The sequence below is a fragment of the Microbacterium sp. A94 genome, from assembly GCF_051842855.1.
Lineage (GTDB): Bacteria > Actinomycetota > Actinomycetes > Actinomycetales > Microbacteriaceae > Microbacterium.
Genome location: NZ_JBPXMU010000003.1, coordinates 48,164 through 71,385, shown reverse-complemented (window position 1 = coordinate 71,385; position 23,222 = coordinate 48,164). Strand labels below are relative to the sequence as shown.

Below are 23,222 nucleotides of genomic sequence, written 5' to 3'. Positions count from 1 at the left end.
GAACATAACTCTCACCTCCTCTTGACTTAATCTCGTTTATTTGTTCGAATTCATACTATGAGATGGCAGGGACAAACGATCGACGACGCGGATGCCGCGGCACTGCCCGGCATGGAGAACCGCACGGGAATCGTCCGATCGGTGACTACGCCGGAGTTCGCCGGCATGACCTTTCACGAGGTGCTCGCCAAGTCTGCGCTGAACCGTGTGCCCGCCGGATCGCGGATGCCGTTCTCGTGGACGATCAACCCCTACCGCGGCTGCAGCCATGCTTGTGTTTACTGCTTCGCTCGGGGAACACACGAGTATCTCGACCTCGACGGCGGCGGCGATTTCGACTCACAGATCGTCGTGAAGACGAATGTCGCCGAAGTCCTGCAGAAAGAACTGCGCCGCGGCACCTGGCAGCACGACAGCGTGGCGCTGGGAACGAACACCGACCCCTATCAGCGCGCCGAGGGTCGCTACAAACTCATGCCCGACATCATCCGCGCGCTAGCGGAATCAGGCACGCCGATGTCGATTCTCACGAAGGGAACGCTGATCCGTCGCGACATCCCGTTGCTGGTGGATGCCGCGAAACACGTGTCCATCGATATTCAGATGTCGATCGCGATGTACGACGATGAACTGCAACATTCGATCGAGCCGGGCACACCGTCGACACAGGCGCGCCTGGACACTGTGCGTGCATTGACGGATGCCGGATTCCGCGTCGGTGTCTTCCTCATGCCGGTCCTGCCACATCTGACCGACTCTGTTGAGGCCATCGATCATGCGCTGCGGCGCATCAAAGACACCGGAGCCGACCACGTCATCTACGGCGCTCTGCACCTGCGCACGGGAGTGAAACCCTGGTTCATGCAGTGGCTGGAGCGCGAGCATCCGGAACTCATGTCGTCGTACCGCGGCCTCTACCCCGGGTCCACCTCCGAAGCGCCGAAGCCCTACCGGCAATGGCTGGCGAAGAGGGCACGTCCGCTCATCCGCATGCACGGACTCGATGCACGGCACTCCAATGATGCGCATCCGACACGACAGCTGAACCGGCCGACATCCGTACTTTCGTCTGCCCCCACACACTCAGCCCCGATGCTGTTCTGACAGCCAGGTGAGAACACACAGACCGGGCCGCGTAGGCTCAACAGCTATGGCAATCGGCGCAATGATCCACACATTCACAGTGCAGTTGGCCGACACCGATCGCGGCGTCTACGACGACTTCTCGCTCCGTGTCGCGCGGCATCCGTCAGAGACGGACGCGTACATGGTGACCCGTCTGCTCGCCTACTGCCTCGAGTACGGCGAGGGGATCGCATTCAGCGAGGGGCTCTCGTCAACGGACGAACCAGCAGTGCTCGCTCGCGATCTCACCGGCATGATCACCGCATGGATCGAAGTGGGTGCACCAGACGCCGAACGGATGCATTACGGCAGCCGCCTCGCCGACCGCACCGTTGTCTACACCCATCGTGATCCGGCGAAGGTGACCGCACCCTGGGCAGGCAAGCGCATTCATGACATCGACAAGATCGAAGTCTTCAGTTTCGACCCGGGGTTCATCGACGACGCCGTCCGGGTGATCGAACGCCGTAACTCCGTGACCCTGACGGTCACCGAACGTCAGATTTACCTTGACCTGAACGGGACGAACCTGAGCTCAGCCCTCCACGTCCGCGGCGCGACCGCGGAGGGCTGAGACTCAGCGGGCGTTCAACAGGAGCGTCGAGAACTCCACCGGACGGATGCCGGCCGGCACTTCGACCGCCGGGGTGCCGAAGGACGCGATGAGCAGGAACGTGCGGCGCTCAAGCTCGGAGTCGCCGCCGTGACCGCCCTCGTCCCGGTGCCCATGATCGGTGGTGACCGCGACCAGCCATTCCTCCCCGGCCTCGGCGATACGACGCTCCACAGCGTCGAGCAGCTGCGAGACGCGAGCATCCGTAGTGCGAATGGCTTCGTCGTACTCGACGGACAGTCCACCCGAGGCATGACCGACATGATCTGTCATCCAGAAGTAGACGAACGCGACATCGGGTGTGTGCTCATCTAGCTCGATCAGCGCCTGCCGACAGACCTCAACATCCGGATCGTCATCGTGATCTTCCCGATTGATCACGATGTTCTTGTGGAGCCCCTCGTCGATCTGCTCGGTGCGGGTCGAGACGACCGGACCGGGTCCGTCCGGGTGGGCGATGCCCGGCCAGCTCGACAGCGCGATCGTGCGCGCCGCGGGGTCCTCACGCCAGGCACGGGCCAAGAGATCCTCGTCTACCGGCGTGCGGCGTCCGACGAAGGTGTTATCGAACACCCCGTGCTCTTCCTGCGTCTTGGCGGTGAGGATGCTCAGCCAGCTGGGCCCCGAGATCGTCGGTCCCTCGACTGTCGCGGGCTGCATCGAACCGCGAGCGGCCAGAGCGTCCAGAGCGGGCGCAAGCCCGGTGCCGAATGCGCGATCAACACGCAGTCCGTCGATGCCGATGAGGAGAAGATGGCGTTTCGGCGTCAGCATGCGGCATCCTTCGGCGCGCTGAAGGTCGTCACGACCGTCGTCCACTGCGCGCGATCATCGACCAGGGTGAAGTCCGCACGCTCCCCTGGCACGATGCGGCCGCGATCACTCAGCCCGGCTGCCCGCGCTGCCCCCGCACTGACCAGCCCGACGGCCTCGGGAAGCGCCAGCACCCTGTCGCGAGCGAGCAACACGGCACTCGCGAGCAGACTGCTGGGCAGGTAATCGGATGCTAGAGCGTCGACGAGACCGGCACGCACAAGCTCGACCGCCCCGACGTTGCCCGAGTGCGAGCCGCCGCGCAGAACGTTCGGCGCACCGGCGACGATCACGAGGCCCTGCTCACGCGCGCGCCGCGCGGCTTCGAGCGTGGTGGGAAACTCGGCGACCGCGCCCCCACGTTCGACCAGCGCATCCACGGCATCCGCGGAGTCGAGGTCATGGCCGACGAGACGCGCCCGTCCGGCCCGTGCCTGAGCACCCGCCCAGCGGAGGTTCTCGTCGCGGATAGGATCGGTGCGCGCAGCATCCGCCATCCGATTTTCGACGTTCAATCGCGCGGTCTCACGATCTGTTCCACCGACGACGAGAGCATCGATGAAGTGCTCGACGTCGGCGTACTGCCCCTGCCCTGGCGTGTGGTCTTCGTGCGAGAGCAGGATCGGCTCGGCATCCGCGGGGCGCGCTTCCAGACGCTGCCGGATCAGCTGGGCCCCCTCATCGCCGCGCACATCAAAACGGTGCAGCACGCGGTGATCGACCCGATCGCTGAAAAACACGTCGATCGCCTCGCACGTCTCCAACGCCGAGACCGGCGTGCGGTTGATTCCGCCGGCGATCTTCCGATGGAATCCTGCACCGTGGAAGATCGTCGTGATGCCTGCCGCCGCTACCTTCGCATCGAAGGAACGCAGCGCAAAGTCCAAAGGCAGCGGAGCCGCCGGACGCGGCACGCGCTCCTTCTCCAGCGCATCGCTGTGCACGTCGATGAGACCGGGCATCAACAGCATCCCGGAGCCTTCAACATCGGAGGCCAGCGACGAACCCTCGATGATCTCGACGATCCGGCCGTCCTCGACGACCACACTCGCACGCTCGGTGACGGCATGCGGCAGCACGACTCGCACGTCACCGAGCACGTAGCTCGACGGATTCGCACCGAACGACCAGCGCCCGCCTGTACGTTCTTCAGCGATCACGCCGCTCATGCGTACACCTCATCCAGTACCCGGTGCCCGGCGTCGAGCACCTCATCGACACCGCCGTCAGCGACGATCGCGCCATCTTCCATGTAGAGCACGCGGTTCGCCACCCGGCGGATGATCTTCATGTCGTGATAGACCGCCAGCACGCTGACGTCACGGTGTCGAAGATCCTCGATCACCTCGAGCGCGAGGACGCGGTTCGCTGGGTCCAGCGCGGAGACCGGCTCATCGAGCAGCAGCAGCCGGGGCGGGCTGACTGTGCCCGCGGCCAGGTTCACACGCTGGCGCTCGCCTCCGGAGAGCACACTGCAGTCGACATCCCACAGCCGCTCTTCGATGCCGAGCCTGCGCAGGGCCAGAGCTGCCGCTTCCGTGGCGACCGCGTCGTCCAGCCCTCGGCGACGCGCGGCCGCGGCGACGAGCTTGAGCGGCCCCTGCCGCGGCGGGGCGTTAAGGAACTGCGACACATATCCGAAATCACGACCGCGGATCCGCGCCATCGCCCGGTCGTCGAGGGCGGTCAGCTCGACGTCGCGCTCCCCGTCGTGCAGAACCACAGTGCCGGAGTCCGGCAGATAGTTGCGGTAGATGCAGCGCAGCAGGCTCGACTTGCCCGCACCACTGGCACCGGCCAGCGCAAGGTGCTCACCGGGCATCAGGTCGAACGACACCGCGCGCAGCGAGGCGACCGTGCGGTCGATCGCATGCAGGGTGAATGATTTACTCAGCTCACGAACCGAAAGGATCGGTTTCCGGATGCTCGTATTCATGATGCCTCTCAGCTTTGCGCGGCAGCGACGAGCTGCTGGGTGTAGGGGTGGTGCGGATCGGCGAGCAACTGATCCGTGAGGCCCTGTTCGATCACACGGCCCTGACGCATCACGACGGCGCGGTCGGTGAGCGCTTTGATAACCGAAAAATCGTGGCTGACCACGACCACCGCGAGCTCGCGTTCGGTCAGCAGCTCGCGCAGCAGGTCGAGGACGCCGGCGGCTACCGAGGCATCCAGACCTGTGGTCGGCTCATCGAGAAGTAGCACCTGCGGGTCGGTGGCGAGCGCCTTCGCAATCTGCACCCGCTGACGCATGCCACCAGAGAACTGTCCAACCACGTCGTCCATGCGTTCCAGCGGGACGTCCACGCGGGCGAGTAGCTCTGCGGCGCGCCTGCGGATCATATGGTACGAACGCCAGCCGGCTGCGATCAGGGCGTCGGCGATGTTACCACCGGCGGAGATGTTCAGGTCCAGACCCATCGCCGGGTCCTGGTAGACGACGCTGAGAGTGTTCGTGCGCAGGCGGCGCCTCGCCGAAGCATCCAGGTCGAGCAGGTTACTCATCCCCTCCTGCACAGCGCCGATGCGCACCGATCCGGTGGCGTCCGCCTCATCGCCGATGATGCATTTCATCACCGTCGACTTGCCCGAACCTGACTCGCCGATCACACCGAGCGCTTCCCCCGGCGCGACATCGAACGAAACGTCGGCTGCGGCGATGACCTCGCTCGACCCCCGACTGCCGCGGTAGATCTTGCCGAGGCCGTCAACCTTCAGCGACCAGTCTTCACCCGGGGCGGTGACACCCGCCGGTGGCGGAACCGGCAGGCCGACTTCCACCGACGACCGCGCGCGCACGCGCTTTCTCGGATCGGGGAAGTACCGGTGCGGGATGAGCACGTCATGCGCATCGAGATCGGCTTCACCGGCGCGCACCTTGAGGCAGAACTGCACGTCCGAGCAGATGTGCTCGTTCGTCTTCGTCTCCACCATGAAGGACGCCTCGGTGCCGCACTTCGCGCAGCGCACACCCTCGAGGTACTCGACCTCGAATGGCACGTCATCGAAGCTCAGCGGCTCGACATCGGTGTACGGCGGCACCGCATAGATCTTCTTATCGCGACCGTGGCTGAGCAGCGTCAGATGTTCGCTCTGGTGCAGACGAGGGATGTCCCACCGTGGGATCGGGCTCGGCGCCATGAGGTAGCGGTCGTGCACCATCACCGGGTGACCGGTGCCGGTTCCCATCACGCCCGTCAACGCGAGCCGCTCGTAGAGCAGCACCCACATCTTGGCGTAGTCGGCTTCGGCATGCCGACGCTTGCATTCGTAGACGGATTTCTCTACCGCGCGCAACGGCTCAGACTGCGGAACCTGCAGTACGAGGGTGTGCTGAACGCTCATCGCTTCTTCCGGCACGCGGTGACGCGACTGCACGATCGTGGCGACCTCGGTGTCGGCGGTGGCAGCAGCTCCCAGCGTGCCGACAATCAGGCGACGGAGGTTCACCGCGTTCACACCTTCCTCATCGCCCTGATCGATGACCTTGACCTGGTCGTCGGTACCGCCGATCGCCAGCGTCACCTGCAGGCCACCGGAGCCCCAGCCGCGAGCCACCGGCATCTCTCGGGATCCGAACGGAACGATGTATCCGGGCACGCAGATCCCGGCAATCACGGCGCGACGGGCTTCGCGTTTGGCCTGCTCGTCCATGACCACCGGACGCCCCTCGTGGGCGTCCTCCGGCAGCATCTCGGCGAGCAGATCCACGCCCTCATCGACGGGCGTCTCGGCATCGGCCAGCATGGTCATCAGATGCCCCCTTCCTGGTGGTGATCGGCGAGAAGCCGTTCGAGTTCAGCATCCTGCTCGGCGCGAGCGGCCAATGAGGCATCCAGCTTGGATTCGAACGTCACGTAGTGCGGCAGCTTCAGGTGCTCGAGGAATCCGCTCGCGGAGAGCCCGTCGGTGGTGAAGAGCATCACCTGCTCCAGGCGCCGACCGGTCTCGGTGTCCTTGAAACGCACGATCGACATATCGAGGCTGGCTGCCGCGATCACCTTGCGCTCGTTGTGTCCGAACGCCATCGCGTAGCCGACGTCAAACGTCGTCGGATCCTCTCCCCGCATGCCGCCGAGTGAGGCTACCGCCTCGCATTCGGATGCGCGCAACTCGCCGATCTGCACCAACTCGCCGGTGTGGGGATCGGCGACGCGCAGTGGCAGGCGGCCGTGGCGCACCTCGCCGAGAGCGACTGCTTCTGCGGCATAAGAGTCAGGGCCGAGGATCGACTGGTACCAGATGTTGATCAGCGCACCGGTGTCGGCCTGGGCCGATGCCGAAAGCACAGCTGAGCGCTGGGCAGGCAACTGAGCGGCGACCATCTGGATGTCGAACGGCTCCTCGTCGGTCTCCAACGCACGATCGACCAGCACTCCCTTGTCGGCGAGATAGTCGCGGAACCGGCGGAACGGCTCATCAGCCGGGTGCTCCAGCGGCGTCTCATCGACGGGCTCGACGATCGGCAGCGGCAGGTCAGGGCCGTCATGAAGGATGCGGGCGGTGTAGTCGACCGTCTCGCCGAGCAGGATGGGCCCGTCGGGCTGACGCTGGGTGGAGACGACGCGACGCAGCAGCTTCATCTCGCGCGGGTTCAGCGGCTCGCTGTGCGTAAGCCGCGGCAGCGTCGAGCGGTGCGCACGGATGAGGTGCACGGCCTCGGAGATGTCTCCGCTGCCCTGAAGGTAAGCCGCCGCGGCCGTGGCCGGATCCCAGAGACCGCCCTCACCCATGATCCGGTCGATCGCCATCGGAAAGCTCTGGATGACGGCCTCGACCGTGAGTGCCTGGTCGAGGCTGGAACGACGCTCGAGCACGAGGCGCTCGGCAGCGATGATCGCCTCCGTGCCGCCCTTGTTGGTTCCTGCGTACATCAGATCTTCTCGATTCGGGTGGTCCGGGACAGCGCGATGAGCTCGCCGTCATCAGCCATGAGGATGCTGTCGATGCCCGCCGGGTAGTCGGAGACCAGCAGGTCGCGGGCGTCGACGAAGCGATCGCCGAGCCCGTCGACGCTCAGTTCGACGGGAGCATGCGGCGGGATGCCCGGGCCGGTGAGTCGCCACCGCGGAGCGGCCGCGCCGACGTGAATCGCCTCGACGCGCTGCACGAGCGTCGTCCCTTTCTCGGGCGCCCAGTGGATGCCGGGAGAGAGCAGTCCCAACTCGGCGGACTCGGCGAGAGCCAAGGCGTAGCGAGCGTCGGTGGCATCGACGACGCGCGCGGCGACGACACGTCCGATCGCCGCGATCGCAGCGGTGACGGCATCCGCGTCGAGGTGTGCATCATCCGCAGAACGCAGGGCACCGATCGGGGTCATGATGTCGGCCAGCGCCAGCAGCGGCAGCGCTGCCGCAGGCACGCCTTCGGGAAGACCCTCGGTGGAGACGCGCTGCACGGTTCCTGGGCGAGCGAAAGCATCCATGATCGCCCGGAAGACCTGCTGCGAGACGGTCGGGGTGAGCTCACGCAGCTGATCCCAGGCGGGTGCAACCCGGGGTACGTCGATGAAAGTCACGGGATCTCCTCGAATTCGACGATGGATGCGGACAGCCGTTTCCATTCCGTCGCGCGCGCCGTCTCGCGTGCGGTGCGAGTGCTCTCGCAGAGTGCGACGACCTCGCCACTGCGGGGTCCGTCCGCGAGGTATTCGGTGGCGCAGATCGCCGCGGCGAGCGCGGCGAGGCGGTCGGCGCCCATGCGCATCGTCCAACCGTCGACGCCGCGACGGCGCACCTCTGCCTGCGTGACGAGCACATCGCCGAGGATGAAGCGCTCCTCTGCGACCGGCTCCCGCACCTGGGTGACGACGGTGCCGACGACAGGCGAGCGGGTGATGACGACATCTGCGTCATCCGCCAGGCACGCGTGCGAGAGCGCAATCACGGCTGTGGCATCCGCCATGTTCAGTTCGGAGGTGATCTCCGCCCTGGTGAGCGAATCGGTCATGGTGACCCTTCTTTCTTCGGCCCCGTCCGTGGACGGGGTCATTGGACTTCGCGTCGCGCCCACACCGCGAGCGCTTCGGAGAGCAGCACGGTGATCACGACGAGGATGAGGCAGCTGGTGACGACGCCGTACTCGAGCACTCGAGATGCGTTCATCATGTAGAAGCCGATGCCACCGGCCCCGATGATGCCGAGGCCGGTGGCAGCACGCAGGTTGGAGTCGAGCTGATGCAGCGTGTGTGCCGAGAGAGCGGGGGCGACCTGGCGCAGCGTGGCCGCGAAGAAGGTCTGCGTACTACTCGCCCCGGAGGAGCGAATGGCGTGCGCGACTCGCACATCGACCTCCTCCAGCGAATCAGCAATCACCTTGCTGAAGAATCCGATGGCTCCAACCGCGAGCGCGAGCGCTCCTGCCGTCGCGCCGAGGCCGGTGATCACCACGAAGAAGATACCGACGATGATTCCGGGCACCGCTCGAATGGTTACGACGATGCCACGGAAGATCGCGGCCACCGTGTCATTCGGCGCGATCGTGCGGGCCGAGAGCAGCCCGAACGGAATCGCGACGATGAGACCGATGACAGTACCAGCCAGGCCCATCTGCACGGTCTCGAGCATGGAGAAAATCAGCTTCTCCGGAATGCCACCGTCCGACGGCGGGAAGTACAGCCCGATGGTCTCCAGCGCCTTGGCGAAACCGCCGGCGAGCTGGCTGAGAGAGACACCGGATGCCATCGCCGAGCCGAGCACGAGCAGCGCGGTGAAGACGCTCCAGCAGGTCCGGTTGATGCGCTGGCGATTCCACGGCGGCGAGACGCGGCCTGCGGCCGCGGCGCGACGCTCGGCGGGAGTCGTCTTACCCTTCGCCCAGCCCTTCTCCGGCAGATGCGGAAGCAGAACGGTGAGCCAGCGTCGCGACTTCGATGAAGACGCAGACTCGTGCCCGAGTTGGGCCTTGCGTACGAGGCCGGAGACGAGCTCCGCGATCAGACACAGGATCAGCAGGACCAGCGTCAGCCCGAGGCCGAGTTGATAGTTCATCGTGTCCAGCGCAGCCGAGATGTACATACCGATGCCGGCGACGCCGACGAACCCGAGGATCACTGACCCACGCAGGTTGATGTCGAAGGCGTGCAGGGTCGTCGCCACGAGGGTGGGGCGCAGCCCCGGCAGGACCCCGCCAACGATCTGCTGGAACGTACTGGCACCGGCAGCGCGCAGTGCCTCGCGAGGACCGGGATCGACCTCTTCGATGGCATCCGCAAAGAGCTTCGCCATGAAGCCGATCGACCCGATGCCGAGGGCGAGGATGCCGGGGAGGGCGCCGAGACCGAACACCCGCACGAAGAAGATGGCGATGATGAAGTCAGGAACCGCGCGTTCGAGCACGATGAGCGAGCGGGCGACGGCGCGCACCGTCGAGTTGACCGTGGTGTTCTTCGCCGCAAGGAAGGCGATCGGCAGGCTGAGCACGAGCCCGAGAACGGTGGCGAGTACGACGATGGCGATCGTCTGGCCGATCATCTCTACGAGCCGTAGCGGCTCTGGGAACTTCAGCGGCACCGTGCGACTGAGGAAGTTGACGGCATTGTCCCAGCCGTCGATGAAGGTGGCGATGTTGATGCGCAGCTCGACAGTCGACCAGATGCCCAGCCCCAGCACACCCAGCATCACGACGATGAGGCCGCGCTTGCTCCACGACATCGGTGGTTTCTTGGGCATCGGAGGCTGCGCACTCGACGAGACAGCAGGCTCAAGGAGGATGCTCATGGTCAGACCGCGGCTGCCGCGCTGGGCTGGGTCGCCTGCGTGATCTGCGCAGTGGTGGGCAGACCCTCAGCGCTCATCGGCTCACGATAGATCGTCATGGCCTCTTCGCGGCTCAGTCCCTCGGTGGTCTTGTCGAGCACGACCCGTCCATCCTTGAGACCGATGATGCGCTCGCCGAAACCGAGCGCATATTCCACCTGGTGAAGACTGCAGACGACCGTTAACCGGTCTTCGTCGCTGACGCGAGTGAGCAGCTCGAGCACCGCCGCGCTCGAGTCAGGGTCGAGGGATGCCACCGGCTCATCCGCGAGCAGGATCGACGGGTTCTGCGCCAGTGCTCGAGCGATCGCGACGCGCTGCTGCTGTCCGCCGGAGAGCGTGTCGGTGCGTTGGAACGCGCGATCGGCGAGTCCCACGCGATCCAGAAGTTCCAGGGCCCTGCGCCGATCCGACTTCGGGTACATCCAGAGTCCGGAGCGAGGCCCGAGAAGCCCGCCGAGGAACCCGGTGCAGACGTTCTCGAGGGCGGTGATACTGCCCACGAGATGGAAGTTCTGGAAGATGAAGCCGATCTCCCGACGCGTACGGCGCAGGTCGCGACGCCCTACTTCGTTGATATCGCGTCCGTTGATCTCGACGGTTCCGGAAGTCGGCTGCTGCAGCCGGTTCATGGTGCGCAGCATCGTCGACTTGCCGGATCCGGATTTTCCGAGCAGCACCAGTCGCTGCCCCTTGGGGACAGCGAAGGAGACATCATCGAGGCCGCGGACGTCCTCGTTGAACTGCTTCGTGACGTTGCTGAGGCGAATGGCGATTTCGCCAGGCGTGTGCGTCATGTCTGTTCTCCTCTGGTACTGCTCGGCGGAATGATCCGTTATTTACCGGTGGATGATCTGCTTACTGATTTGTGATGTCGCACGCCTCGGACTTCGTGACCTCGCACACCTTGCGCACGCCGTCGTAGTCCGCGTCCTCGATCGGCTCATAGCTGTACACGCCGATGCCGCACTTCTCGTCAGGATCGCTGGTGTCGCATTCGCCGCTCGCCGTGAGCGCCGGCACGTTCAGCTGCTCGAGGTAGACGGCCTTGATCTTCTCGACCAGGTCAGCGGGCAGCTCACTGCTGACCGTCGCGAGCGTCGGGGTGATGAGCTCCGACTCCCAGATCTGGGTGAGCTGCCCCTCGGTGACCTGACCGCTCTCGATGAGCTGCTTGGTGGCCATCCCCTCCGTGCTGAAGGCGATGTCGCACTGGCCGTCCACGAGAGCGAGGACCGAGGCGTCATGTCCGCCCGCGAAGATCGGCGTGATATCGACCTCCGGGTCGATGCCCGCCTCGATCAGGCCGGCGGAAGGAAAGAGGTAGCCCGAGGTGGAGGCCGGGTCGACGAAGCAGACCGTCTTACCCGCAGCATCCTCGAGCGAGGTGATGTCGCTGCCGGCAGCAACACTGGCGACCGAGTAGTAGCCGAGTTCGCCGTCGGCCGTCGATGCCTGCGCGCCGAGGATATCGATGTTCACGCCGCTGTCCTTGGCGAGCACGTACGAGAAGGCACCATACCGTGCGATATCGACCTTGCCCGCGCGCTGCGCCTCAATGGTCGCCGCATAGCTGGTTGCCATGTGGAACTCGATCGGAATGCCGAGTTCACGTTCGAGGATCTCGAAAGCCAGAGAGCTCTCGATGTCGAGCTCCGTCTGATCTTCGGTCGGGATCTGCGAGATGACGATCTTCTCGGGCCATGCCCCGTCTTCGGCGGGAGTGGCCTCATCGCCTGCGGCGCTGGGGCCACAACCAGTGAGAAGAGTGGTGGCGAGCACGAGGGCACCGGCGGCCACTGTTGTGAGAATGCGCTTGGACATCGATTACTCCTTGGGGAGAGGGGTGCGGTGGGAGACGGAGAGAAGTGTTCTGAGCACCTGAAGAACGGCGTGGTGCACCATGCGGCTTGCCATCTCCTCGCTGCGCGCGCCGTCAGCGGCGGCGCCAGCGACGATCGCGATATCCGCCAGGTGGGCCAGGGGCGCGCCGGAGTAGCTCGTCAGGGCGACGGTGCGTGCGCCGTTGGCAGCGGCCGTGCGCATCGGAGCGAGCGTGGCTTCGGTGACGCCCGAGTGACTGATGGCGAAGCAGACATCACTGGGTCCCAGCTGACGGGAGACTGCCGCTTGGGTGCCACTGTCGGTCGGGTAGGACACCGCGCGGCCCTGTGAGCTCAGCCAGTTGCCGAACTCAATCGCGAGCGGCTGAGATGTGCCGCTGGAGACCAGGAGCGCGCGATCCGCTCCCCCGAGAGCGGCGGCAAGTCGCTCGATGAGATCGTGATCAAGCGCGGCGGCAGTGCGGCAGAGGTCTTCGATGATGCGCGCCAGGGTTGCTGCGCCCTGGCTGTCGGTCGGCACGGAGTCGGCGATGCGGCCAAGTCCGAGTTCAGAGATCAACCGGAGCTTGAGCTCCTGGATGCCGGGAAGTCCGACGGCGTGGCACAGCCGCACGACCGTGCCGACAGAGGTGTTCGTTGCTCCAGCGATTCGGGCGGCTGACATCCCGACGATGAGGTCGGGATGAGAGAGCACGAAACCGGCCGCTTGGCGACTGCGTGCGGACAGCGAGGGGAGCGCTGCGCGCAGACTCTCCAGCACGCCGATCGGCGCAGGGTCGGCACGCGCCCAAGCCCGTTCCCGTTCGATCGCCGTGTGCATGTCTACGACGCTAAGAATCGACGGTTACAGGCAGGTGTCGCGCTGGGGCTATGGAACGAACATTCCGTTTGCCATTGGGAAATGGAAGATCGTTCCGTGCGTTGGTGGATTCTGCGGTTCGCGTTGCGCCGCGCGGTTCATAACTCCTGAAGAACGACGCAGAAGGGCCCCGGAATCGCTTCCGGGGCCCAGATCCTGCCAAATTCTCAGGAGTTGTGAACGCGCTTGCGGGGTTACGCGGTCAGCTGGGAGTTCGTGAGCAGACGCCCGGTGATCTCCTCGATGATGTCGTCACCCATACGAGCGGGCTCGAAGGGGGCGTCGATCTCGGCGCGATCCAGCAGCTCGGTCATGCGACGCTGCCGCTGACGCGTGATCAACGTGACCACACGGCCTGAACGGCCGGCGCGACCGGTACGACCAGAACGGTGCATGTATGTCTTGTACTCGTCAGGGGCATCGGCCTGGATCACCAGATCGATGTCGTCGACGTGGATGCCGCGTGCTGCGACATCCGTGGCAACGAGAACGTTGACGCGACCAGAGGTCAGTCGCTCAAGGTTGCGCGTGCGCTTAGCCTGGTTGAGATCACCGTGCAGCGAAACCGCCGGGATGCCGGCATCATCGAACTGCTCGGCGAGCATCTCGGCGTACGCACGGGTGCGGGCGAAGACAAGCGTCTTGCCTTCACGGTCGACCAAAGAGCTCAGGATGTCAGCTTTGTCGCGGTGCTCGATCACCAGCACACGGTGCTCGATCGTGCTGGAGTCCTGGTCTTCGCCAGCAACCTCATACACAGCCGGGTCCACAAGGAACTCGTCGACAAGAGCTGCAACTTCACGGTCCAGCGTCGCCGAGAACAGCAGCTTCTGGCTGCCGTCTGCGGTGTGGCGGAGGATCCGCTGCACCGGCTCGACGAAGCCGAGCTCGCACATGTGGTCGGCCTCATCGAGAACTGCGATGCGGCACTCCGAGAGGTCGAGCTTGCGCTGCTTGATGAGGTCTTCGATACGACCGGGGGTGCCGATCACAATGTCGACGCCCTTCATCAACGCACCGACCTGACGCCCCTGGGGGACACCACCGTAGATCTGCGTGGTGAACAGGCCGACGCTCCGGGCGATCGGCTGGATCGTGCGATCCAGTTGCAGGGCAAGCTCGCGGGTCGGAGCGAGAATGATCGCCCGAGGCTTGCGCCCGTACTCACGACGTTTGCCGGCCTGCGACTTCAGTACGTTCTCAACAAGAGGCGCACCGAAGGCAATGGTCTTGCCAGAGCCGGTGCGGCCACGGCCGAGCACGTCGCGGCCGGCGAGGATCGCGGGGATCGTCGCAGCCTGGATCGCGAACGGCGCCGCCGCACCCAGGGTGTTCAGCGTCTCGACGATATTGGCCCCGAGTCCCAGGCCAGCAAATGACGCGCCTTCGACCTCCGGAGCGGCAATGGTCTTAGCCTCAAGACGCTCGTGCACGACGTCTTCAGTCCGCTCGAACGGCTTCGCAGCTGTCTTGTTCCAGTCGTCGCGACTCGGGCGCTGCTCGCGGCGGTCGTCGCGGCGGGGGCGGTCATCACGGCGGGGACGGTCGTCTTCGAAACGACGCCCCTCGACACGGGGACGCGCGTTGTACCGGGGGCGGTCGTCGCCCTCGTCACGGTTCGGACGGGTGTCGCGTGCCGGACGGGTGTCACGTGCCGGACGCTCGTCGCGGTTGAACTGCGGACGATCGCTGCCTCGGTCGTTGTTGTAACGCGGGCGGTCACCGCCGCGGTCATCGTTGAAGCGGGGACGCTCGTTCGTGCGATCGCTGTTAAAACGCGGGCGGTCGCTGAAGCGGGGGCGCTCAGTTCCACGATCGTTGTTGTAACGGGGACGCTCGCCGCGGTCGTTGCTCTGACGGGGACGGTCATCGCTGTTGTAACGGGGACGGTCGCCACCGCGGTCGTTGTTGTAACGGGGACGGTCACCACCACGGTCGTTGTTGTAACGAGGACGGTCACCACCACGATCGTCGTTGAAGCGAGGACGGTCACCACCACGATCGTCGTTGAAGCGAGGACGGTCGTTGCCGCGATCGTTGTTGAAACGGGGACGGTCACCACCACGGTCGTTGTTGAAACGAGGACGGTCACCACCACGATCGTCGTTGAAACGAGGACGCTCGCCACCACGATCGTTGTTAAACCGCGGACGCTCGCTGTTGTACCGAGGACGCTCACCGGCGCCACCGCGATCATCGCGACGCGGACGGTCGTCGTTCGAGCGACGACCCTCAGTGCGAGGACGCTCGTCATAGCGCGGGCGCTCATCACGGTGGTGAGGGGTCTCGCGGCGTCCGGACTCGGCGCGGCCACGGATGCCCCGGGCCTCATCGCGTCCGGCGCGCTCCTGATCGGTCCAGCGACGCTTGGGGGCACCGCCCTCATCGGCGCGGAAGCCGCGGTGATTGGGACTTGTGCTTCCCGGACGGCGGTCGTAACCACCGCGCGTCGACGATGAGCGCTGCTCACCGGCATCCGACCGCTCGTCGCGTGCCGGACGTCCGCCAGCGTGACGCTCGTGGAAGGGAGTCTTCTTGGCGTAACGCGGCTCGAAGTTGCGAGCGGGGCGTCCGCCCTTGGGCTTGCCGTTCTTGGGCATGGTATTTCCTGACTGTCTCTGACACGAGAACAGCGTCCGCTCCGGCGCACAGAGATCAGCGCACGGCGGATATACCCGGGCGTTCGTCGGCCGGGGCCATTCATGTGATGGTTGTTGAACCATCGGCCCCTGGGCTCACACTGGAACAAAAACACCCGCGCAGTAGCGCGGCTGCCCGAAGCCGACCCCACAAGTTTATCCGAGCGACCTGGGAAAGACCCCCGTACGATTGCGTGGTGACATCTCTCTCTCCCACTGGCATCCAGATCCACCTGCAGCACGGCGCCGTCACGGCGCAGATCGCTCAGGTCGGAGCATCCCTTCGCGGCCTCACCGTCGGCGGCGTCGATCTCATCGCGCGCTATCCCGAGAACATTCCTACCCCCTCCTGCTCCGGGGTCGTGCTCGTACCCTGGCCCAATCGCGTGCGCGACGGACGCTGGGATGACAATGGCACCGGGCAGCAGTTGGCGCTCACCGAGCCGAAGCTCGATAACGCCAGTCACGGACTCCTCCGATTCAGCGCCTATGAGATCGAGCAGACGGATGCCACGGCTACTCTCAGCGCGACGATCCACCCACAGACCGGCTACCCCTATGAGGTCGAAACGTCCGTCAGGTACGCGCTGACGGATGCCGGCATCGAGGTGACGCACACGCTAACGAACCGATCGGATGCCGCAGCTCCGGTCGCCCTCGGAACCCACCCGTTCGTCACGATCGGCGACGTTGATCCGCACGATCTCATGCTCACGATTCCCGCCGCAACGCAGTTCGAGACCGACGAGCGAATGCTGCCGACGCGAACATCCGCCGCGCCGGAAAATCTGCGTGCCGGTGTGCGCTTGGGCGACATCACACTCGACACCGGATTCACCGACCTGGACCGTGACTCCGATGGACGTGTGCGCCACAGTCTGACCACACCGGATGGCCGCCGGGTCTCCCTCTGGCAGGGCGAGGGTTTCGACTTCGTGCAGGTGTACACCACCAGCAGCTACCCCGGCCAGTCGCTCGCCGTCGCTATCGAGCCGATGACGGCTCCAGCCGATGCGCTCAACAGCGGTCTCGGCATCCGCCGCCTCGCAACCGGCGAGAGCTGGAGCGTGTCCTGGGGCGTCGAACTCAGCTAGAGCCGCGTTTCGACTCGCCCCGACCGGCGCGAGCGGGGCGAGCCGAAACGCCTCAGACTGACTGCTGCTCGCGCAGTTCGCGGCGGGTCAGCTGCCCTGCGGGCGCCTCGGGTGTCGGCTCGTCGCCATCGGCAGAGTCAGCAGCGGCAGCATCCGGTCCGCCCTTACGCGCACGGCGACGTTCCTTAGCGCCCTCCACGAGGTTGTAGAGCGTCGGCAGCACGATCAGTGTCATCACGGTTGAGGAGATCAGACCGCCGATCACCACGATGGCGAGCGGCTGCGAGATGAACCCGCCGTGCCCGGTGATGCCCAGCGCCATCGGGATGAGCGCGAAGATCGTCGCGAGCGCCGTCATGAGAATCGGCCGCAGGCGCTTCTCGCTGCCGGCCATGACGGCATCGACCGCGGAGAGCCCCTTCTCGCGGTACTGGTTCACGAGGTCGACGAGCACGATCGCATTCGTCACCACCACACCGATCAGCATGAGCACGCCGATGAGGGAGGCCACCCCCAGCGGCACGCCGGTGATGATCTGCAGCAGGATCGCGCCGGTAGCCGCGAACGGCACGGAGATCAGCAGAAGCAGCGGCTGACGCAGCGACTTGAATGTCGCCACCATCACGACGTAGACGATGAGGATAGCCGCGAGCATGGCCAAGCCGAGCTGCGAGAACGAATCAGCCTGCTGCGAAGCGACACCGCCGACGTCGGCGCGGGCACCATCAGGCAGGTCGACGGCTTCCAGCGCCGCGGTGACCGAAGCGGTCGCGACGGCGAGGTTGTCGGACGCCGGAGGAATAGTGACCGTCGAAGTGCGACGACCCTGCTCGGTGGTGATCGAGGTGGGGCCTTCTCGCTGCTCGACGACCGCGATGTCCTGCAGCTCGATCATTCCGAGAGCGCTCGGGATCACCAGCGTCTGCAGTGCCTCGAGGCTCGCCGGTGGCTCGGTGGCCGCGAGATACACCGTCAGGGCGGAGTCGTCCAGCTCGATCGATCCGATCTGCTGCGGACGCATCGTGCTCGACACGATCGAGCCGACGGCGACCTCGGACAGACCGACGTCGGCTGCCGCCTGACGGTCCACGACCACGGCGATGTAGGGCAGGGACGCTGCGAGGTTGTTCGAGACTGCGCCGATGCCCTCTCGTCCGTCGAGCTCTGCAGTCACCGCCTCCGTCGCCTCGGTGAGGGTCTCTCCGTTCGGTGCGGAGATGTTCACGGCGATGTCGGTGGATCCGAATCCGGCTGCGGCGCTCACATCGATATCGCCGACGTCTTCGAGTGGCTCGACCGCGTCAGCGACGTCCGCACGGATCTGCTCCTGATCCGCGCCGGATGCCGTCATGATCGAATACGTCACACCGGCGCCGCCGGAGAACACATCTGCCAGCGGCGAACCGCTCGAGCCGACCGAGACCTGCACGGCTTCGATTCCGTCGATGCCCTGCAGCGCCTCCTCCACGACAGCCGCGGCGGCGTCCTTGGTCTCCAGGCTCGCGGTCGGACCGAGATCCTGCGTGACAGTCATGGTGTTCTGGCCGGTGTCGCCGAGGAAGTTGATCTTCATCAGCGGCGCCGCAGCCAGGGTTCCCCCCAGAACGACGAGCGCCATGACCAGCGTGACGCCGGAGTGCTTCAGCGTCCAGGTGAGGATGGGCCGGTAGGAGCGCTGCAGGCGTGTGGGCGGAGCATCCGGGTGCTCGGGGTCGATCGCGACGCCGTTCGCATCCGCGAGTTCCTTACCCGGACGCAGGAACCAGTACGCCAGCACCGGCACGATCGTCAACGACACCAGAAGCGATGCCACCATCGCGATCGTGACCGTCATCGCGAACGGTCGGAACAGCTCGCCGACCATGTCGCCGACGAAGACGATCGGCAGGAACACCGCAACCGTCGTGACAGTCGATGCCGTGATCGCCCCGGCGACCTCGCGCACGGCGAGCAGGATCGACTTGCCCTTGTCAGCGCTGCCGACGTAGTGACGTTTGATGTTCTCGATGACAACGATCGAGTCATCCACCACACGTCCGATGGCGATCGTCAGCGCACCGAGGGTGAGCATGTTCAGGGAGTACCCGAAGGCCTGCAGCCCGACGAACGTGATCAGCACGCTGGTGGGAATCGAGATCGCCGTCACCAGGGTCGAACGGATCGACATCAGGAACACCAGGATGATGACAACCGCGAACACCAGGCCCAACAGTCCCTCGACGGCGAGGGTCTCGATGGACTGCACGATGAACGGCGCCTGATCGAAGATGATCGTGAATTCGGCATCCGGGAATGTCTTGGAGAGCTCGTCGAGCGCGGCGATGACCCCGTCCGACACCTCCACCGTGTTCGCGGCAGGAAGCTTGGAGATCGAGATCGAGAGGGCATCCTCGCCGTTGACGCGGGAGATCGAGGAGATCGCGTCGTTCTCCAGTGCGACTGTGGCGACATCGGCGATCGTGACGCCCGCGCCGATGAGAGGAAGGGCTGCAATCTCTTCGACGGAGGTGATCTTCGATCCGGTCTGCACCGTGAGCGTCTCACCGTTCTCGGTGATGTCGCCGCCGGGGAAGAGCATGCCGTTCTGTTCCATAGCGCTGCTGATCGCCTGGGTGCTCGCACCTGCCGCCGCGAGCTTGGCGTTGTCCGGGGTGATCGTGACGCGCTGCCCCGTGCCGCCGATGATCGCGGCGGTGTTCACACCATCGACATCTTCGAGCTCGGGCACCACGACGTTCTCGAGCTCGGTCTGCGCAGCATCCGCTTCACCGAAGCCGGTGACAGCAATCTGGATCACCGGCAGATCATCGAGCGAGACGGTCATCACCTGCGGTTCGACATCGGCCGGCAGCTGCGAGGAGATGCGATTGATCGCCTGCTGCATCTTCTGCTCTGCCGTGGCGAGGTTCTCGCCATAGGTGAACATCGCCTGGATGATCGAGGCGTTCGTCGTACTCGTCGCACTCGTGGATTCCAGGCCCGGAACGGCCTGGATCGCAGTCTCGATCGGCGTCGAGACGTCGTTCTCCACAACTTCAGGCGACGCCCCCGGGTAGGTCGTCATAACGATCAGCGCCGGCAGCTCGAGCGTCGGGATGAGCTCCTGCTTGAGGTTGGTCAACGCCAAACCGCCGAACACGGCAGCGACGATCGTGATGAGGGCGATCAGCGCGCGATTGCGCAGGCTGAAGAAAGCGAGTTTCGACAAGGCAGGAGACTCTCGATTGAGGAATTTGCTCGACAAAGGTGCGCGGTCAGTATTCCACAGCAAATATTCAGGATGCTGTGAGCGATTCCGCGGTCACAGCAGTGCGCCCACTCCAAGCCCGGCGACTGCGGCGATCACGGATGCGACCAGTGTGCCCACCAGGTGCATGACCGAGGCGGGCCGGCGCCCGTCTTTCCACAGCGCGAGCGTGTCGAGCATCGCGGTGCTGAAGGTCGTATACCCACCGAGAAGACCGGCGCCGACGATGAATGCCGACTCTGGGATGGATGCTGTGACCACCCCGAGCGCGAACGATCCGGTGACGTTCACGATGACGATCCCCCATGGGAAGCGCCCCTTCGTCACCGACATGACGCCGAGATCGACGAGGTAGCGCAGGCCTGCGCCGATGCCACCGGCGAGGGATGCGAGTGCGAACAGAAGCGGCGTCACGCGATCGCCCGCTTCCGACCGAGGCGCCGACCGAGGCGCAGACCGAGAATGACAGCGCCGATCCCACCCGCCAGCGTCAGCACGACGTATGCCGCTGCCACGAGAGGCGCGTCCGCCCACAGCCCGACAGCACCGACCGCGAACGCGCTGTAGGTCGTGAAGCCGCCCAGGATGCCGGTGCCGAAGAAGACTCGCAGGTCAGATGTTTGTGGCATCCGGGCTGCCAGCACACCGATGAGCAGGGCTCCGGTGACGTTGATCGCGAGCGTTCCGAGCGGTATGCCCCCAGCATCCGCGATCAGCAGGGCGATGCCGAGCCGAGCCGCAGTTCCCACAGTGCCGCCGGCGATGACGAGGAACAGCCGGCGAAAGGTCACGTCGGCAACTCTAGTCGTGGCATCCGATCCCCTCCCTTGCCAGTGCGCCACGGCGATGTCAAGGCGGTGTGAGCGAGGCAGATAACGGCGTTGACTGACGCCATGACACCGCTCTGGAAGGTCTCCCCGACGGCCCCTCCCCGCTCTCCGTTCGAACCCGGCGTGCATCACGACGTGATCGTCGTCGGCGCAGGCCTGACCGGGCTTGCGACCGCCGTGATGCTGGCGCGGGAGGGTTTGGATGTGGCCGTCGTGGACTCTGGCGAGGTCGCCGAACTCGCCTCGGGCGGGAACACCGGAAAAGTGTCGCTCCTCCAGGGCCTGACACTGGCGAATATCCGTCGCCACCACCCGGCTGCTCTCGTGCGCGCGTATGTCGACGCGAACCGCGCGGGGATGCAGTGGCTGACCGACTTCGCCGACACTGCCGGCGTGCCCTACGCCCGCCGGACAGATCACTCGTACGCGCAGACGGCGAGCGGCGTCGATGCGCTGCGCGCCCAGCACGCCGCCGCTCGCGAAGCCGGACTTCCCGCCCGGATGCTAGCGGCCGAAGACATGCCGGCGGCATCGTTCCCGATCACCGGCGCTGTCGCTCTCGACGATCAGGTGACAATCGATCCGGTACTCGTCACGCACGCAATGGCGAGGGAGCTGCTCGCTGAAGGAGGCACGCTGCACACCGGCATCCGCGTCACCGGAGCGCACGCACTTCCGCAACCGCGCGTCGAGACCGCGGCCGGACCGCTGTTCAGCACACACATCGTGCTCGCGACCGGAACGCCGGTCATCGACCGCGGCCTCTACTTCGCGAAGGTGCGGGGGCTGAGGTCATATTGCGTCTCGTTCCGGGTGCCGGGGAAGGTACCGGACAGCACGTTCATCTCCGTAGACGGGCCGACGCGTTCCCTCCGTCCGGTCTCGGACGAGGATGGGCCGGGCGGCGTCGCACGGCTCATCGTCGGCGGCAACGGGCATCCGGTTGGACGATCTCACGGAGAGACCGCGGCCATCGGCGACCTCATCTCCTGGACCCGGCAGCATTTTCCCGATGCCGAGGAGACGCACCGCTGGTCGGCTCAGGACTACCAATCGCACAACCTCATCCCCTTCGTCGGCGCGATGCCGCGCGGACTCGGCCGCATCCGCTTCGCAACCGGATACGCCAAATGGGGGCTGTCGAACGCTCCGGCTGCCGCGATGCGCCTGACCGCCGAGATCGTCGGTACCAGCCGGCGCGACCGTCCGGATTGGATGAGGACGATCGGGACGCGTCTGACGGTGCCCGCCGACATCGGCAGAGGAGCCGCCGAGACCGGCCGCGTCGCAGCCGCCCTCGCCTCGGGCTGGTCCGGAGCCCAGTCTCGGCCAGTACCGGTTCCGCGGCCAGCCGAGGGCAGTGGTGTGGTGGCCAATCGTGCGGGCCGCCCGGTCGGCGTTTCGACTGTCGACGGCGTCACCCGCGCTGTCAGTGCCGTATGCACCCACCTCGGCGGCGTCCTGGACTGGAACGATGCGGAGTGCACGTGGGACTGCCCCCTGCACGCGTCGCGCTTCGCGCCGGACGGGACGCGAATCGAAGGCCCGGCACTGCGAGACCTGCCGAATCTCCCGAGGTCAGGGCCGAGTTGACGCAGCCCCGGGTGTGGCAGCATCCCAGCCTTGCTGCGGTGTCTCGCAGTTCTCGCGATAGACGTACTGCGAGACGAGCTTGCGCTGGCTGCTCGACCAGTCGATCGCCGGTCGGCGCTGCTCTGGTGGCAGATATCCGAGCCGGTAGACGGCCATCAGCTCAAGGTCATCCGGAACGCGCAGCAGCCCGACGATCTCATCCCAGCGGCCAGGGACTTCCATCGGGAAGGAGATGAATTGGATGCCCATGCCGAGCTCGACCGTCGTCAGCCAGATATTCTCCATCGCCGCGCCCATGCTGAACACCGAATAGAACGATGACAGCTGTCCCGGGCGATACTCACTGCGATCGAGCATCACGCCCAGCAGCAGTGGGGAGCCGGCGACGAGCTTCCGGTTCTCCGCGCCGAGTGTCTTCGGCACTCCGAAGGCGTTCATCAGCGTCTGTCCACGCTTCGTGAACACCTGGCTTGTGAAGGGTCGAAGCGCCGCAGGGAGCTTGTCGAACAGCATTCCGCTGCGTTGGGAGTCCATCTCGGCCTGGCTGAAGCGGAAGTATGGCTTGTAGCGCTCGAAGAACGTGCCGTTGGACATCGCCTCTGTCATGCTCTCGCCGGAGACACGGGCGATCTCGTCGATCGTCTCGCGGTTCTCGATGACGACGAATCGCCACGGCTGGCTGTTCAGCTGCGACGGTGCCCGGCCGGCGGCTTCCAGAAGCAGGCGCTGATGCTCCTCGGAGACGGCGTCGGGAAGAAAGGCACCGTTGGTCGTCTTACGGCGGCGGATGGCGTCGAGAAGTTCCATG

At 65.5% G+C, this 23,222-nt stretch carries 20 protein-coding genes; 4 read left to right on the top strand and 16 right to left on the bottom strand.

Annotated features, from left to right (window positions below; all coding sequences use genetic code 11):
- Window positions 1-57 precede the first annotated feature (57 nt).
- Together ACSU1L_RS09915 and ACSU1L_RS09910 are read left to right on the top strand one after the other, a co-directional pair.
- On the top strand, window positions 58-1,104 hold the full coding sequence (locus ACSU1L_RS09915; RefSeq protein ID WP_438252892.1) for an Rv2578c family radical SAM protein: 1,047 nt from the start codon (window positions 58-60) through the stop codon (window positions 1,102-1,104).
- A 46-nt stretch (window positions 1,105-1,150) separates the two neighbouring features.
- Window positions 1,151-1,699 (top strand): YaeQ family protein, encoded by a 549-nt coding sequence (locus tag ACSU1L_RS09910; RefSeq protein WP_438252891.1) that lies wholly within the window; start codon window positions 1,151-1,153, stop codon window positions 1,697-1,699.
- A gap of 3 nt (window positions 1,700-1,702) precedes the next feature.
- Here the strand turns inward: ACSU1L_RS09910 and ACSU1L_RS09905 are convergent, their stop codons facing one another.
- The 12 genes from ACSU1L_RS09905 to ACSU1L_RS09850 all read right to left on the bottom strand — a co-directional run bounded on the left by ACSU1L_RS09905 (window position 1,703) and on the right by ACSU1L_RS09850 (window position 15,611).
- On the bottom strand, window positions 1,703-2,512 hold the full coding sequence (locus ACSU1L_RS09905; protein WP_438252890.1) for an alkaline phosphatase family protein: 810 nt from the start codon (window positions 2,510-2,512) through the stop codon (window positions 1,703-1,705).
- On the bottom strand, window positions 2,506-3,720 hold the full coding sequence (locus ACSU1L_RS09900; RefSeq protein ID WP_438252889.1) for an alpha-D-ribose 1-methylphosphonate 5-triphosphate diphosphatase: 1,215 nt from the start codon (window positions 3,718-3,720) through the stop codon (window positions 2,506-2,508). Before ACSU1L_RS09900 ends, ACSU1L_RS09905 begins: the two co-directional genes overlap by 7 nt.
- Window positions 3,717-4,487: an ATP-binding cassette domain-containing protein gene (locus ACSU1L_RS09895; protein ID WP_438252888.1), complete on the bottom strand. Its 771-nt coding sequence runs from the start codon at window positions 4,485-4,487 to the stop codon at window positions 3,717-3,719. The genes ACSU1L_RS09900 and ACSU1L_RS09895 overlap by 4 nt, the downstream gene beginning before the upstream one ends.
- An 8-nt stretch (window positions 4,488-4,495) precedes the next feature.
- Window positions 4,496-6,304: an alpha-D-ribose 1-methylphosphonate 5-phosphate C-P-lyase PhnJ gene (locus tag ACSU1L_RS09890; RefSeq protein WP_439255650.1), complete on the bottom strand. Its 1,809-nt coding sequence runs from the start codon at window positions 6,302-6,304 to the stop codon at window positions 4,496-4,498.
- Complete coding sequence (locus tag ACSU1L_RS09885; RefSeq protein ID WP_439255649.1) at window positions 6,304-7,425, bottom strand: carbon-phosphorus lyase complex subunit PhnI; 1,122 nt, start codon at window positions 7,423-7,425, stop codon at window positions 6,304-6,306. Before ACSU1L_RS09885 ends, ACSU1L_RS09890 begins: the two co-directional genes overlap by 1 nt.
- Window positions 7,425-8,069 (bottom strand): phosphonate C-P lyase system protein PhnH, encoded by a 645-nt coding sequence (gene phnH / locus ACSU1L_RS09880; protein ID WP_439255648.1) that lies wholly within the window; start codon window positions 8,067-8,069, stop codon window positions 7,425-7,427. Before phnH ends, ACSU1L_RS09885 begins: the two co-directional genes overlap by 1 nt.
- Window positions 8,066-8,500, bottom strand: a complete 435-nt coding sequence (locus ACSU1L_RS09875; RefSeq protein ID WP_439255647.1) for a phosphonate C-P lyase system protein PhnG — start codon at window positions 8,498-8,500, stop codon at window positions 8,066-8,068. The genes phnH and ACSU1L_RS09875 overlap by 4 nt, the downstream gene beginning before the upstream one ends.
- A 38-nt stretch (window positions 8,501-8,538) precedes the next feature.
- Entirely contained in the window at window positions 8,539-10,269 is a 1,731-nt protein-coding gene (phnE, locus tag ACSU1L_RS09870; protein ID WP_439255646.1) for a phosphonate ABC transporter, permease protein PhnE, read from the bottom strand.
- Between the two features lie 2 nt (window positions 10,270-10,271).
- Complete coding sequence (gene phnC, locus ACSU1L_RS09865; protein ID WP_438252882.1) at window positions 10,272-11,105, bottom strand: phosphonate ABC transporter ATP-binding protein; 834 nt, start codon at window positions 11,103-11,105, stop codon at window positions 10,272-10,274.
- Window positions 11,106-11,166: 61 nt separating this feature from the next.
- Window positions 11,167-12,132, bottom strand: coding sequence for a phosphate/phosphite/phosphonate ABC transporter substrate-binding protein (locus ACSU1L_RS09860; protein ID WP_439255645.1), 966 nt, complete (start codon window positions 12,130-12,132; stop codon window positions 11,167-11,169).
- Between the two features lie 3 nt (window positions 12,133-12,135).
- Window positions 12,136-12,972 carry a MurR/RpiR family transcriptional regulator gene (locus ACSU1L_RS09855; RefSeq protein WP_439255644.1) on the bottom strand — a complete coding sequence of 279 codons (837 nt, stop codon included), beginning with the start codon at window positions 12,970-12,972 and terminating at the stop codon, window positions 12,136-12,138.
- A 233-nt stretch (window positions 12,973-13,205) separates the two neighbouring features.
- A complete protein-coding gene (locus ACSU1L_RS09850; RefSeq protein WP_439255643.1) occupies window positions 13,206-15,611 on the bottom strand; it encodes a DEAD/DEAH box helicase in 2,406 nt (801 codons plus the stop codon).
- Between the two features lie 236 nt (window positions 15,612-15,847).
- On the opposite strand from ACSU1L_RS09850, the gene ACSU1L_RS09845 reads away from it, so the two are divergent.
- Complete coding sequence (locus ACSU1L_RS09845; protein ID WP_439255642.1) at window positions 15,848-16,744, top strand: aldose 1-epimerase family protein; 897 nt, start codon at window positions 15,848-15,850, stop codon at window positions 16,742-16,744.
- Between the two features lie 52 nt (window positions 16,745-16,796).
- On the opposite strand, the gene ACSU1L_RS09840 is transcribed toward ACSU1L_RS09845, so the two are convergent.
- The 3 genes from ACSU1L_RS09840 to ACSU1L_RS09830 form a co-directional block, all read right to left on the bottom strand.
- Entirely contained in the window at window positions 16,797-19,952 is a 3,156-nt protein-coding gene (locus ACSU1L_RS09840; RefSeq protein WP_438252877.1) for an efflux RND transporter permease subunit, read from the bottom strand.
- Window positions 19,953-20,045: 93 nt separating this feature from the next.
- Complete coding sequence (locus ACSU1L_RS09835; RefSeq protein ID WP_439255641.1) at window positions 20,046-20,405, bottom strand: fluoride efflux transporter FluC; 360 nt, start codon at window positions 20,403-20,405, stop codon at window positions 20,046-20,048.
- The gene (locus ACSU1L_RS09830; protein ID WP_439255640.1) at window positions 20,402-20,782 is read right to left on the bottom strand and encodes a fluoride efflux transporter FluC; all 381 of its coding nucleotides are present in this window, start codon (window positions 20,780-20,782) and stop codon (window positions 20,402-20,404) included. The genes ACSU1L_RS09835 and ACSU1L_RS09830 overlap by 4 nt, the downstream gene beginning before the upstream one ends.
- Before the next feature lie 102 nt (window positions 20,783-20,884).
- Here ACSU1L_RS09830 and ACSU1L_RS09825 point away from each other — a divergent pair, with 102 nt between their 5' ends.
- Window positions 20,885-22,414 (top strand): FAD-dependent oxidoreductase, encoded by a 1,530-nt coding sequence (locus ACSU1L_RS09825; RefSeq protein WP_439255639.1) that lies wholly within the window; start codon window positions 20,885-20,887, stop codon window positions 22,412-22,414.
- Here ACSU1L_RS09825 and ACSU1L_RS09820 read toward each other — a convergent pair.
- Window positions 22,400-23,221 carry a nitroreductase family protein gene (locus ACSU1L_RS09820; RefSeq protein ID WP_439255638.1) on the bottom strand — a complete coding sequence of 274 codons (822 nt, stop codon included), beginning with the start codon at window positions 23,219-23,221 and terminating at the stop codon, window positions 22,400-22,402. The two genes, ACSU1L_RS09825 and ACSU1L_RS09820, sit on opposite strands and share 15 nt — an antisense overlap.
- Window position 23,222: the final 1 nt, after the last annotated feature.

What these genes read in the sequence shown, in the direction of transcription:
- ACSU1L_RS09915 (WP_438252892.1), top strand. Translation starts at nt 58, where the DNA reads ATGAGATGGCAGGGACAAACGATCGACGACGCGGATGCCGCGGCACTG.
- ACSU1L_RS09910 (WP_438252891.1), top strand. Translation starts at nt 1,151, where the DNA reads ATGGCAATCGGCGCAATGATCCACACATTCACAGTGCAGTTGGCCGAC.
- ACSU1L_RS09905 (WP_438252890.1), bottom strand. Translation starts at nt 2,512, where the DNA reads ATGCTGACGCCGAAACGCCATCTTCTCCTCATCGGCATCGACGGACTG.
- ACSU1L_RS09900 (WP_438252889.1), bottom strand. Translation starts at nt 3,720, where the DNA reads ATGAGCGGCGTGATCGCTGAAGAACGTACAGGCGGGCGCTGGTCGTTC.
- ACSU1L_RS09895 (WP_438252888.1), bottom strand. Translation starts at nt 4,487, where the DNA reads ATGAATACGAGCATCCGGAAACCGATCCTTTCGGTTCGTGAGCTGAGT.
- ACSU1L_RS09890 (WP_439255650.1), bottom strand. Translation starts at nt 6,304, where the DNA reads ATGACCATGCTGGCCGATGCCGAGACGCCCGTCGATGAGGGCGTGGAT.
- ACSU1L_RS09885 (WP_439255649.1), bottom strand. Translation starts at nt 7,425, where the DNA reads ATGTACGCAGGAACCAACAAGGGCGGCACGGAGGCGATCATCGCTGCC.
- ACSU1L_RS09875 (WP_439255647.1), bottom strand. Translation starts at nt 8,500, where the DNA reads ATGACCGATTCGCTCACCAGGGCGGAGATCACCTCCGAACTGAACATG.
- phnE (WP_439255646.1), bottom strand. Translation starts at nt 10,269, where the DNA reads ATGAGCATCCTCCTTGAGCCTGCTGTCTCGTCGAGTGCGCAGCCTCCG.
- phnC (WP_438252882.1), bottom strand. Translation starts at nt 11,105, where the DNA reads ATGACGCACACGCCTGGCGAAATCGCCATTCGCCTCAGCAACGTCACG.
- ACSU1L_RS09860 (WP_439255645.1), bottom strand. Translation starts at nt 12,132, where the DNA reads ATGTCCAAGCGCATTCTCACAACAGTGGCCGCCGGTGCCCTCGTGCTC.
- ACSU1L_RS09855 (WP_439255644.1), bottom strand. Translation starts at nt 12,972, where the DNA reads ATGCACACGGCGATCGAACGGGAACGGGCTTGGGCGCGTGCCGACCCT.
- ACSU1L_RS09850 (WP_439255643.1), bottom strand. Translation starts at nt 15,611, where the DNA reads ATGCCCAAGAACGGCAAGCCCAAGGGCGGACGCCCCGCTCGCAACTTC.
- ACSU1L_RS09825 (WP_439255639.1), top strand. Translation starts at nt 20,885, where the DNA reads ATGACACCGCTCTGGAAGGTCTCCCCGACGGCCCCTCCCCGCTCTCCG.
- ACSU1L_RS09820 (WP_439255638.1), bottom strand. Translation starts at nt 23,221, where the DNA reads ATGGAACTTCTCGACGCCATCCGCCGCCGTAAGACGACCAACGGTGCC.